Source organism: Guptibacillus hwajinpoensis (genome assembly GCF_020524165.1).
GTDB classification, from domain to species: Bacteria; Bacillota; Bacilli; order Bacillales; family Guptibacillaceae; genus Guptibacillus; species Guptibacillus hwajinpoensis_D.
This window is the reverse complement of sequence record NZ_JAIVKU010000004.1, coordinates 810,309-822,047: the sequence shown is the minus strand read 5'-3', so window position 1 is coordinate 822,047 and position 11,739 is coordinate 810,309. Positions and strand designations below refer to the sequence as shown.

Sequence of the window (11,739 nt, the reverse complement as noted above, 5' to 3'; positions counted from 1 at the left end):
AGCGTCTTTTATCTGGCTTTAACGTCCGATCGTAACGGCTGTGCCAATGGGAACCGTGTTGGCAAGTTCCTCTACATCTTGATTATACATTCTGATACAGCCTCTTGATACGTACTTCCCAATCGAGGACGGATCATTTGTCCCATGAATGCCGTAATGAATCTTCGAAATACTCATCCACATTGTTCCAAAAGGACCACCGGGATTCGGTGCTTTATTAATAATAATAAACTCTCCAGATGGCGTATCGTGCAGCATACGGCCAACACCAACAGGGTATACCTTTACAGGAGATCCATTTTTTTGAAGTGTGAGTGTTCGGTTTGTTAAAGAGATATAAACCGAATAAGGTATTGTACTAGGTTCCGGGTATCCAGGAATTTCAATCAACTGCCCCGGATAGATTAGGTTTGGGTTAGAAAAGGTATTCGCCATTATAATTTGATGTACAGAAACGCGGTAATCACCGCTAATAGAAGACAACGATTCACCTGGTTTTACAATGTGTTGCACAACGAAACCTCCTTAAAACAATCGATTGACGAAGGGAATGGAAGCCGTGAATGTTATCATCATTTCAGATACGCATATGCCACGTATGGCACAACAACTTCCGGAAGTGTTAAGAAAAGAATTATCACAGGCAGATCTCATTATTCATTTAGGGGATTGGCAGTCAAAACAAGTTTATGAAGAATTAAAGTCATACGCACCGGTAACAGGAGTTTATGGCAATGTTGACGAAGCTTTTTTTATTGAAAATTTTAATGAGAAACTTGTCTTGGAACTCGAGTCTCATCTGATCGGCATCACCCATGGACATGGAAAAGGAAAAACAACTGAAAAAAGAGCGATAGCTCAATTCGTTAATGATGAAGTAGAATTAATTCTTTTTGGTCATTCACATATTCCTCTTCATAAAGAGTATGAGGGAAAACTACTCTTTAATCCTGGTTCACTTCAGATAAACGTAAACAATCTCATTACTCCTTCGGTAAATTAACCGTAAAACGAAATCATCCTCTTCAAATTGAACATGTTTTCTTTCTGAAAAAATAGGGCAATACGTTAAAAACATGCTTTTGTGCATAAATTGTTGAACTAAATGCGGCTAGTATGTATAATGTTTGTATAACATATGTGCGAAGTTTCATATGCGGATGGAAGGGGTACGAATCATGTCAATAAAAAAACGAGTTATTGTAATCGGTGCAGGTCCAGGAGGCTTGACGGCGGCGATGCTTCTAGCTAGTAAAGGTCACTCGGTTACAGTGTATGAGAAACAATCCTATATCGGTGGTAGAACCTCGGGTTTTGAGCGAGACGGCTATCGCTTTGATAGAGGACCAACCTTCCTTAACATGCCGCATATTCTTGAAGAAATGTTTGAAGAATCTGGACGGAATGTACATGATTATCTCAATTTGATCGAGGTTGATCCAATGTATGAATTGAAATTCGAAGACGTTTCTTTTTATCCTACGCGCGATCAGGATGAAATGGTGCGAAGAATTGAGCAAACTTTTCCTGGAGACGGTGAAGGGTATAGACGCTTTATGAAAGAAGAAAAAGAGAAATTCGAAGCGCTGATGCCTATTCTTCAAAACAAACATGATTCTCTCCTTGATTATGGACGATGGAGATTCGTCAAAGCACTACCAAAGTTAACGGTAACGGATAGTGTTTATAAACGTCTTTCACAGTATTTTAGAGATGAACGGTTACGATTGTCTTTTACATTTCAGGCAAAGTACCTCGGAATGTCACCATGGGAGTGTCCTGGTGCATTTACCATATTATCTTATATGGAACATGCTTACGGAATCTTTCATCCAATCGGAGGATTAAATCAAATTCCAGAAGCAATGGCTAAGGTGGTAATAGAAGAAGGCGGAGAAGTGCATACGAATAAAGGTGTCAAGCAGCTTTTGCTTGAGGGAAAAACAGTGAAAGGAGTAGAACTTGAAGATGGTTCAGTAGATTATGCAGAAGAAGTGATTATTAATGCTGACTTTGCTCATGCAGTGAATCATCTCATTCCATCGGGATCTGTGAAAAAGTATACTCCTGAAAAAATGGAACAGAAAAAGTACTCTTGTTCTGCTTTCATGCTTTATCTTGGTGTTGATAAGAAATACGATTTACCTCACCATTCCATCATCTTCTCATCGGATTACAAGAAGAATGTTGAAGAACTAACAAAACAAAAAATTCTTTCAGAAGACCCGTCTATTTATGTTCAGAATGCTTCTGTGACAGATGATACGCTAGCGCCGAACGGTAAATCTTCTATTTATATTCTTGCACCAGTTCCAAATAATTTTAGTTTAGTTGATTGGGAAGAGCGAAAAGGCGATTTTAGAAGGTTAGTTCTTGATCAACTTGAACAAAGAACAGGGTTTAAGAATATTGAACGCCACATCGAAGTAGAAGAAATGTACACACCAACTGACTGGGAGATGGATTTAAGCGTGTATAAAGGTGCAACATTCAACCTTGCACATAACCTTCCTCAAATGATGTATTTCAGGCCACCGAATCAATTTAAAGAGTTGGATCACTGCTGGCTCGTTGGCGGAGGAACTCACCCTGGGAGTGGTCTTCCTACAATTATGGAGTCTGCAAGGATCACAAGCAGAATGCTTCATAATCAAACGACATTGGAGAGTGTGAAATGACCATTGGTATTGTCGGCGGGGGCATAGGTGGCATGCTTTCTGCGCTCCTTCTTTCCCAGAAGGGGTTCAAAGTTGAAATACATGAAAAAGCATCTTCGTTAGGTGGAAGACTTGCATTTATCGAGAAAGATGGATTTAAGATTGATAAAGGACCAACAATTGTCCTTCTTCCGGAAATGATTTATGAGTTTTTAGATAAGGCAGGAATTCCGAGAGAAGAAGTTGAGATGATTAGATGTGATCCGTTATATCGAATGATTTATCCTAACGGGGAAACGTTTACGAAAACGAGTGACCTTAAGAAGCAGCTTGAAGAAATAACACGGATGTTTCCTGGTGAAGAACAGCACTTTCTGTCTTACCTAGAAGATATGCGTGAGCGATTCAAAAAAGGAAAAGCCGCCTTTCTTGAACAATCCTTTGTGAAACGGAAGGATTTCTTTACACCCGGGAATATTAAACTCCTTCTTGAATTAAAAGCTTATCAATCAGTTCAATCGCAAGTATCAGATTACTTTACGGATAAGCGATTACAAGATGCATTTTCCTTACAAACGCTTTATATAGGTGGCAATCCATCTGCTTCTCCCGCCCTCTACTCCCTCGTTCCTTTTAGCGAGTATGAACATGGAATATGGTATATCAAAGGAGGATATGCAAGTCTTATTACTGTACTAGAAAAACATCTTCAACTTCAAAATATTCCTGTTCATCTAGAATCCAATGTGGAGGAACTTCTATTGGAAGGCAAAGCGTGTAAAGGAATTCGGACCTCTAGTGGAGAACATTATTATGATAAAGTAGTGTATAATGGGGATTTCCCGATGATCAAGCACCTGATAAAAGATGTGAAAGCACCGAAAAAGAAATACAAAGCGTCTTCTGGTTGTCTGCTCCTTTACATGGGTCTTGACCGAGTGTATGAGCATGCAGATGTTCATCAATTTTTTATGACAGATGATTTTTCTTCACATATGAAAGACGTTTTTCAAAGCGGTCAACTGACTGACCAACCAGCTATTTATACATTCCATCCTTCTCGAATTGATGAGACCCTTGCTCCTCCTGGTAAAGGTGTATTGTACGTCCTTATTCCCGTCCCTTCAGGGGGTTCGATCCGTTGGAATGAAAAGGAACGCGTAGCTTCAAGAATGATTGACCTTCTTGAAACACGAGGATTTCCAGGTTTACGAGAGGCAATCGAATGGATGGAGATTCGAACACCTGAAGATGCAGAGGTGGAAGGATTGTACAAAGGAGGAAGTTTTGGCATCGCACCGACGCTGACACAATCCGGTGCCTTTAGACCACAGGTAAAACCTTTTAAATATGACAATCTTTATGCAGTTGGCGCGTCAATCCATCCTGGAGGTGGAATTCCTATTGTGATGCAAGGAGCGGATCTTCTTGTAAAAGAAATTGAAAGGGTGTGAACGAAAGATGCTTGAACAATCCTATGCACACTGTGAAGCCATTATTAAACAGCATTCCAAAACCTTTTATAAAGCTTTCTCCTTATTGCCACGTGCTAAGAGGAACGCCGTTTGGGCTGTATATGGCTTTTGCAGACAGGTTGATGACATCATTGATGAAGGCACAAATCCTGAAGCAGAACTAACCGTCTTTCGTTCTGAATTTGCCTCTTTTTTGAATGGACAAATCCCGCAAACAGATCCGATGTGGCTTGCACTTGAAGATGTCTTTCATAACTATCCAATGGAAGCAAAAGCTTTCCATGATATGATTGCAGGTCAAGAAATGGACTTATACAAAACTAGATATTATACGGTTGATGAACTTGAACATTATTCTTACCATGTAGCTAGCACTGTAGGTCTTATGCTTCTCCCTATTCTAGCTCCACAAAAGGTAGATCAGCTACGAGAGAGTGCGATTTCACTAGGTCTTGGCATGCAGATTACGAATATATTAAGGGATATTTCAGAAGATCTTGATCGTGATCGAATCTATTTGCCAATCGAAGAGATGACGAAATTAGGTTATCACGTTGATGATTTAATGAATCGAACGAAGAATGAGGCTTTTGTGAATGTATGGGAATCGCTAGCCTCTCGAGCTGAATGGCATTATGAACATGCTTTTTCAGCGATGCATCATTATCCTTTAGATTCAAGGCTTCCAGTGAAAAGCTCGGCTGTTTTTTATAAAGCGATCTTGCAATCTATTCGGAAAAAGGATCACGACGTTTTTCAACAGCGGGCATTTGTTTCAGATAAAGAAAAAGAAGCTCTCTTATCAGGAATCGCTGGAAACTAGCAAAAAACTCACCTTTACTTAAAGGTGAGTTTTTTGTTTAAATGAGACGAATAAAAAAGAGTTGTAAGATTTGTGAAAATTTGAAATGATTAGATGAGTGCGAATCTAAAGGGAGATAAGGAGTAATCTCTCTATTTTATTGAAGTTCAGGTGAATCATATGATTAAAAAAAACGAAGGGGATTTCTCATATTTTCTCGTTAAACCACCACCCACTACACCTTCAATCATGTCGATTATCCTTTACCATGGCTGGGGAAGCAGTGCATTAAAGTATCTGGAGTATGCTACATCAATGGCTAGAAAGGGTTTTACAGTCATTATTCCAGAACTCATACATCATGACGAAAGAAGTCCTCTTCCTAATCCATATCATCAGAAAGTGGTCGAAACATATTTTTGGAAAGTGATTTGTCAGAGTATAGACGAATGTCATACTTGGTTAAATCGTTCAAACATAATAAAGGAAAATACAGTGGTAACTGGGATTTCTATGGGTGGATTTATAGCGAGTGGCATTTTTGCAACTACCGAGCTAAAAGGCTTAGCAAGTATTAGCGGGTCAGGCTCCTTCATTACTTCAGAGCGTTTATTCCGTCTAGCTGCAAAGCGAAATCCTCTTACGATTGAAGAAGAAGGTATGCTTAAAAAGTATGATCCAACCAGTCATGCTCATGGAAATGGCGAGATTCTCCTGTTACACGGTGAAAAAGATCACGTTGTATCCATTAAAGGACAAGAAGCGTATTATGCTTATTTAACTAAATCGGAAAAAAAGGTGAAAATGAAACGGTACAAAAATGTCGCCCATGAATTTACAGCGTTAATGGAAAGTGATTTATTAAGCTGGCTAGAAATTCAAGCGTCCCATCAAACCAACTTAAAAAAGTAACGAGAAAGGAGAGCGTGACATTGATACATATTGAAAAGAAGAAAGTGATCTTAAGAGAAGCAACATGGGAAGATATAAACACGTTATACTATTGGAAGTATGAAGAGATGAATCAGGAAGCAAAGAAGTGGAATGGCCCCTACATTAAAGAAAAAAAACTCTCAAGAGTAGAATACCGAAATGAATGGAAAAACGATTCCGATATTTATCCCGGCGTTCCAAGTACGCTTGTAATAGAAGTTGATGGAGAAGTGATCGGAACGGTCGGATCTTATTGGGTCGATAAGTACACGAACTGGCTAGAGACAGGAATTGTCATATACAATCCCCTCTATTGGAATGGTGGATACGGTTATGAAGCGTATAAAGAATGGATTGACTTCCTCTTTCGCTCTACAAAACTTCACCGAATTGGGATGTCTACTTGGTCAGGAAATATACGAATGATGAAAGTGGCAAATAAAGTTGGTATGAAAGAAGAAGCGCGTATTCGAGATGCTCGAATGGTAGAAGGCCACTACTATGATGCAATTAAGATGGGCATTCTTCGCAAGGAATGGGAGATCACTTACATATAAAGGTAGATTTGAGAAGGAAATTGGAGGATATGATGAAAAAATTATCTTATACACGTTTATTAAATGAAACGATAGCGATTTACGAAAAGAATGGTAGCTTGGAAGCTTATCAATTTATGAAAGAACATGCAGAAAATGTGACTGGGAATAAAGCTCAACTTTATAACTTCCAATATTCGCTGGCGGCAGCTTCAGACCTAAAAGAAGAAGCTTTGAACCTCATGAAAGAGGCAATACTTGATCATGGCTACTGGTATGAGTATGAATACTTACAACAGGACGAAGATTTAAATTCCATTCGTTCTTTTGAAGATTTCCAAAAGCTAGTTGAACTTTGTAAAACAAGAGAAGAAGTTGCAAAGAAGGAAGCAGAGCCGAAGTTAACCCTACTCAATGGGGGAATGTCTAAGGACAAGCCTGTATTAATGGCGTTACATGGTGATCAAGAAAATGCCGAGATGACGTCTTTGGTATGGAGTCGCCCAGCGACACAAAATCATTCGCTTGCTTTTCCACAATCCTCTCAAATTCAATTCTCTGATGCTTATGAATGGGAAGATGTAGAGAAAGGTGTGCAAGAAATAGAAAACCATGCTAAAGCCCTTACAGCTAATACTTTTCTGATTGGAGGATTTTCGGCAGGGTGCCGTGTTGCTTTGAAAGCAATGATCGATGGGCGTATTTCCCCAACTGGATTTATTTTCGTCGCGCCATGGCTTCCTGAAATTGATGAATGGAAAGAGGCAATCACCTCGTTACAAAATTTGAAGATAAGCGGGTATATTATCTGTGGCGATCAAGACGATGATTGTCTTGAAGGTTCAAAAGCTTTGTCAGACTTATTAGAAGAAAAAGGCATTGCACATGAATTGAAGATCATTAGCGGTTTGGACCACGAATATCCAGAAGCGTTCAATGAATGGTTACAGCGCGCTTTACAATTTATATCGAACAAGGAGTAAGAAGGTATGCAATTTAAACAAAGTTTGAAAGATAAGGTTGAGTCATTTATCGAATGTAACAAGTCTATTAATTGTTTAGATCCTAGAAAAGTTGAAATTTAACATTCAACTGCTATACTGTTTCCCCTGTTATATAAGAAAAGAATTTCAAGTTTTTAATACTTAAGTGGAGCGGTGTTTACTACATTAAATTCATAGATACCTACTCTAATCAACTGAAGCCTGTTTATAACTTCTGTAATAGTAGCTTACTAGAGTTATTGGATCATTTAGGGGGAAGGATAAGTGAAGTTAACGGAAGAAACCCAATATGTTCGAAGTGTCCATTTAAATAAACTGGAAGAGAATGAATTTCCCTTCTCATTACCAGCTGTTCAATTGCTTCAAGAGAAGCTAATCTTTCACCCGAATGTCACATACATCGTGGGTGAGAATGGTATGGGAAAATCAACGCTACTTGAAGGGATTGCAGCTGCGCTAGGAATAAATCCAGAAGGGGGAACGCAAAATTTTACCTTTTCAAGTTATGCTTCCCATTCGAATTTGCATCATTTGCTTAAAGTAACTAAGGGCGTACATAAACCAGATGATTTATTCTTTTTTCGTGCAGAAACGTATTACAATCTGGCGACAACGATTGAAGAACTTGATCGAGAAGGGCTAGGCCCAAGGATCATCGATTCGTATGGAGGGAGATCGCTTCACGAGCAATCTCATGGAGAATCGTTCTTTGCCACATTTATGTATCGGTTTAGGGGAGAAGGATTATACATCCTTGATGAGCCTGAAGCGGCTCTTTCCCCCATTAGACAGCTTTCAATGTTAACGAGGATGCATGAGCTTGTTCAAGGAGGTTCGCAGCTGATTATCTCAACTCATTCCCCAATATTAATGAGTTACCCTGAGGCTAAAATTCTTCAGTTAAAAGAAAAGGGAATGCGTGAGGTGAACGTTGAAGAAACCGATCATTACATAACAATGAAGCAATTTTTTGATGATAAGGATCGTCTGATGCATCACTTGCTTAAGGATGAAAGGTAAGAAGTTAATCGGAGTTTTTATCATGATGAAAAGGCGGGGATAGAATGTTTCATATGCGATTAAATGACGAAGTATCATTGAAATTACTTGAAATGGAAGATGCGAAAGAAGTCTTTGCATTAGTAGACGAATCTAGAGAATATTTACGGGAGTGGCTTCCGTGGGTTGACCAGATGAAGAACGAGAAGGACTATGAACCGGTGATCGAAATGTGGTTAAAACAATTTTCTTCGCATGATGGATATCAAGCGGGAATTTTGTACAATGGAAAACTAGCAGGCATGGTCGGTTTTCATGGCATCGATTGGTCAAATAAAAAAGCAAGCATCGGCTATTGGTTGGCAGAAAACTTTCAGGGGAACGGTATTATGACAACTGCTGTTAAGGGACTGATTGACCAGGCGTTTCAAGAGTATGATTTGAACCGGATTGAGATCCAGTGTGGGGTTGAAAATAAGAAAAGTAGAGCAATTCCTGAACGGATTGGTTTTAAGCAAGATGGAGTCATTCGAGATGGGGAATATTTATACGACCATTTCCATGATACCATTTTGTATAGTCTCTTATCGCGTGAATGGGAGTAAGATAAGGGGTGAATTAAAAAGGATTATGTGAAAATTTCTAAGGGGATCTCATTGTGAATGGGGTTCTTTTTTCATTTATTGTAGACGGACGATAATTAAATAACTATAAGGAATAAATAATTATTGTTTTTCGATAAATGTTGTTTTACAATAAAACAATAACAAAGTGAGGTGTTTATAGTGAATCGAGGATCCACGTATTTTTTAAGGCTAACTGTCCTTTTACTTGGAATAGCGGTTTTATTGCTATGCTTGTTTGCACTTCCGTGGATGGCGAAAGAAGTGTTGACCAATTCAGCCTTCGCTTCTTTGGTTTATCCTGTATTAATCGGGATGTACGTGGCTGCAATCCCCTTTTTTATCGCGCTATATCAGGCACTAAGACTGTTAAGTTTAATTGATAAAAATGACGCGTTCTCGCCACGATCAGTTCATGCTTTACGAGTGATTAAATGGTGTGCCGTTGCGATAAGTAGTGTTTATCTAGTGGTGATGCCGTTTTTCTATCTTATCGGAGAGAAAGATGATGCTCCAGGTGTAATCTTAATTGGTCTTGTATTTATTTTTGCTTCATTTGTCATTGCTGTATTTACAGCGGTTCTTCAAAAATTAGTAAAAAGTGCCATTGAGATTAAATCTGAAAATGATTTAACAGTATGAGGTGAATAAGATGGCAATTATTATTAATATTGATGTCATGCTTGCTAAAAGGAAAATGAGTGTAACAGAACTTTCCGGAAAAGTGGGGATCACAATGGCGAATCTTTCGATCTTAAAAAATGGGAAGGCTAAGGCAGTGCGCTTTTCTACGTTAGAAGCGATTTGCAAAGCATTAGATTGCCAGCCAGGAGACATTTTGGAATATAGAAGTGATGAGAACCACTATGAGGGATAAATTTGCTATTGGAGAAACACCTAATGAGGCTGATTAAACAACTCACTTCATTTGGAGTGGAGCAGGCACTTTCCTGTTTGTTTCCTGTTATTATTTTTGCTTCCTTAGCGATAACCCAAGTCTTACCATTACCGTTTCTACCACGCTATGATTGGCTACTAATCATTTGTCTGTTGATGCAGTGGGTGATGGTCCGATCAGGTCTTGAAACAGTTGATGAATTAAAGGTTATAACATTGTTTCATATGATTGGCTTGGCGCTTGAACTGTTTAAGGTACACATGGGTTCCTGGTCATATCCTGGCGAAGGTTACACAAAAATTCTGGGAGTCCCTTTATATAGTGGTTTTATGTATGCTAGTGTTGCAAGCTATCTGTGTCAGGCATGGAGAAGGTTGCGTGTTCAGCTTATCCACTGGCCGTCAAATTGGATAGTCGTTCCTCTTTCTGCAGCCATCTACTTAAATTTCTTCACACACCATTATTGGTTGGATGTGCGCTGGTGGTTATCATTTCTCGTCATTATTGTATTCTGGAACTCAAGAGTCAAGTACGAGGTCAATGGAAGTAGATACAGGATGCCAATTGCACTCTCCTTTTTTCTAATTGGATTTTTTATATGGATTGCAGAAAACGTCGCAACTTTCTTTGGTGCTTGGGAATACCCAAACCAAACAGATGCTTGGAGTCTCGTTCACCTGGGAAAAGTAAGTTCTTGGCTGCTACTCGTAATTGTCAGCTTTTTGATTGTAGCAACGTTAAAGCAAGTAAAAACTAATCCTCATCGTTTAAAGAAATTTCGTCCATATGTTAATCCTGATGTTTCATTGTCACAAAGAAAGGATAGGTAAGATGACTTCCAAACAAACATGCTTAGGATGCAATTTAGCCAATCATACAGAACCAGCTCATGTTGTATACGAAAATGATATCATCACTTGTATTCTGGATATCGAACCGTTTAATGAAGGTCATATGTTGATTATTCCTAAAAACCATTTTATGGATTTGGAAGAGTTAGACGAGATTACCGCCAATGCCATTATGGTAGCTTCCATGAAACTCTCTAAAGCGATCAAACAAACTTACGCACCAGATGGCATTAGCATCTGTCAAAATGGTGGTCAATTTAACGATCTGGGCCATTATCATATGCATCTTATTCCGAGATTCCAGGGTCAGCCATTTTATTATGAAGAGGATCTGGATAATGGAAAAGCGAAAAGTAGATTGGCGGAAACCAGATTCCAATTAAGGAAGGAGCTATAATAGATAGGAAAAGACCATCATGTGACTGATTCACAGATGGTCTTTTTGTTAAATCAAGTCATGAGAAAGAGCAAAATTTCTTAATCTCGCATAGCTCCAGCCTCTCGGGACGTCATTGCCCCTTGTCCCATCCTTACATCTTTTTTGATTTCTTGTTTTACTTTTTGTGCATCAGTTCCAGCAAAATTTGGTTTCATGAGAGACCCCAACTTTTCTTTAGGTTGTTGATTCTGTTTCATACAAACCCTCCATTTTTTAGTTATAGATACATATTATTCACAAATAAGATTGAGGTTTATCCAATGCGTTTGAGAAAGATGTTATCGCTGTCGCGCCTGGGCTAAAAATAATTACTGAAGGCATCCTAACTGATCAATTATAAGATAAGTTAGTTTTTTAATAATGAATTAATGGATTGTATTATTGTGCTTTTTTTGAAATAATTGGCATTAGAGATTTGGAAATTATTGAAATTTATTTTTGGTTAGGATGAGCCAGTTCAGAAATATGGTGGAAACAGCTGAAGCGTAAAGGAAGCGATGTCTTGAATTTATATGGAGATTT

15 protein-coding genes are annotated in these 11,739 nt (G+C 38.7%); 13 read left to right on the top strand and 2 right to left on the bottom strand.

Annotation, left to right across the window (positions count from 1 at the left end; all coding sequences use genetic code 11):
• Positions 1 to 18: 18 nt before the first annotated feature.
• Entirely contained in the window at positions 19 to 513 is a 495-nt protein-coding gene (locus LC090_RS11240; RefSeq protein ID WP_226658122.1) for a L,D-transpeptidase family protein, read from the bottom strand.
• A 46-nt stretch (positions 514 to 559) separates the two neighbouring features.
• Here LC090_RS11240 and LC090_RS11235 point away from each other — a divergent pair, with 46 nt between their 5' ends.
• From LC090_RS11235 to LC090_RS11175, 13 genes are all read left to right on the top strand, one after another.
• Positions 560 to 1,003 (top strand): metallophosphoesterase family protein, encoded by a 444-nt coding sequence (locus LC090_RS11235; RefSeq protein WP_369522746.1) that lies wholly within the window; start codon positions 560 to 562, stop codon positions 1,001 to 1,003.
• 175 nt (positions 1,004 to 1,178) lie between these two features.
• A complete protein-coding gene (locus tag LC090_RS11230; protein ID WP_226658119.1) occupies positions 1,179 to 2,678 on the top strand; it encodes a phytoene desaturase family protein in 1,500 nt (499 codons plus the stop codon).
• Complete coding sequence (locus tag LC090_RS11225; protein WP_226658116.1) at positions 2,675 to 4,111, top strand: phytoene desaturase family protein; 1,437 nt, start codon at positions 2,675 to 2,677, stop codon at positions 4,109 to 4,111. Before LC090_RS11230 ends, LC090_RS11225 begins: the two co-directional genes overlap by 4 nt.
• Positions 4,112 to 4,118: 7 nt before the next feature.
• Positions 4,119 to 4,955: a phytoene/squalene synthase family protein gene (locus tag LC090_RS11220; protein WP_226658113.1), complete on the top strand. Its 837-nt coding sequence runs from the start codon at positions 4,119 to 4,121 to the stop codon at positions 4,953 to 4,955.
• A 159-nt stretch (positions 4,956 to 5,114) separates the two neighbouring features.
• A complete protein-coding gene (locus LC090_RS11215) occupies positions 5,115 to 5,846 on the top strand; it encodes an alpha/beta hydrolase family protein (protein WP_226658110.1) in 732 nt (243 codons plus the stop codon).
• 20 nt (positions 5,847 to 5,866) lie between these two features.
• A complete protein-coding gene (locus LC090_RS11210; protein ID WP_226658108.1) occupies positions 5,867 to 6,424 on the top strand; it encodes a GNAT family N-acetyltransferase in 558 nt (185 codons plus the stop codon).
• A gap of 29 nt (positions 6,425 to 6,453) precedes the next feature.
• Entirely contained in the window at positions 6,454 to 7,386 is a 933-nt protein-coding gene (locus tag LC090_RS11205; RefSeq protein ID WP_226658106.1) for an alpha/beta hydrolase, read from the top strand.
• A gap of 285 nt (positions 7,387 to 7,671) precedes the next feature.
• Positions 7,672 to 8,427: an AAA family ATPase gene (locus LC090_RS11200; protein WP_226658104.1), complete on the top strand. Its 756-nt coding sequence runs from the start codon at positions 7,672 to 7,674 to the stop codon at positions 8,425 to 8,427.
• 44 nt (positions 8,428 to 8,471) lie between these two features.
• Positions 8,472 to 9,011, top strand: a complete 540-nt coding sequence (locus tag LC090_RS11195; RefSeq protein ID WP_226658102.1) for a GNAT family N-acetyltransferase — start codon at positions 8,472 to 8,474, stop codon at positions 9,009 to 9,011.
• A gap of 180 nt (positions 9,012 to 9,191) precedes the next feature.
• Complete coding sequence (locus tag LC090_RS11190) at positions 9,192 to 9,671, top strand: DUF2975 domain-containing protein (RefSeq protein WP_226658099.1); 480 nt, start codon at positions 9,192 to 9,194, stop codon at positions 9,669 to 9,671.
• A 10-nt stretch (positions 9,672 to 9,681) separates the two neighbouring features.
• Positions 9,682 to 9,906, top strand: coding sequence for a helix-turn-helix domain-containing protein (locus LC090_RS11185; protein WP_226658097.1), 225 nt, complete (start codon positions 9,682 to 9,684; stop codon positions 9,904 to 9,906).
• Between the two features lie 23 nt (positions 9,907 to 9,929).
• Positions 9,930 to 10,757 (top strand): DUF817 domain-containing protein, encoded by an 828-nt coding sequence (locus tag LC090_RS11180; protein WP_226658096.1) that lies wholly within the window; start codon positions 9,930 to 9,932, stop codon positions 10,755 to 10,757.
• 1 nt (position 10,758) lies between these two features.
• Positions 10,759 to 11,175, top strand: coding sequence for an HIT family protein (locus LC090_RS11175; RefSeq protein WP_226658095.1), 417 nt, complete (start codon positions 10,759 to 10,761; stop codon positions 11,173 to 11,175).
• 80 nt (positions 11,176 to 11,255) lie between these two features.
• Here LC090_RS11175 and LC090_RS11170 read toward each other — a convergent pair whose 3' ends face one another.
• Positions 11,256 to 11,414: a hypothetical protein gene (locus LC090_RS11170; protein WP_226658094.1), complete on the bottom strand. Its 159-nt coding sequence runs from the start codon at positions 11,412 to 11,414 to the stop codon at positions 11,256 to 11,258.
• Between the last annotated feature and the right edge of the window lie 325 nt (positions 11,415 to 11,739).